This window comes from Serratia sp. Sp408 (assembly GCF_057180665.1).
This window is the reverse complement of record NZ_JBXUFT010000051.1, coordinates 1-255: the sequence shown is the minus strand read 5'-3', so window position 1 is coordinate 255 and position 255 is coordinate 1. Positions and strand designations below refer to the sequence as shown.

At 51.0% G+C, this 255-nt stretch carries 1 rRNA gene; it reads right to left on the bottom strand.

Going from position 1 to position 255, the window contains the following annotated elements:
* Positions 1 to 255: ribosomal RNA gene (locus AC2AXP_RS22810) — 23S ribosomal RNA — on the bottom strand; the annotation flags it as partial.

Sequence of the window (255 nt, the reverse complement as noted above, 5' to 3'; positions counted from 1 at the left end):
ATCGGTCAGTCAGGAGTATTTAGCCTTGGAGGATGGTCCCCCCATATTCAGACAGGATGTCACGTGTCCCGCCCTACTCATCGAACTCACAATTAATGTATTTTAGTGTACGGGGCTATCACCCTTTGCTGCGCGACTTTCCAGACGCTTCCACTAACACAAGAACTGATTCAGGTTCTGGGCTCCTCCCCGTTCGCTCGCCGCTACTGGGGGAATCTCGGTTGATTTCTTTTCCTCGGGGTACTTAGATGTTTC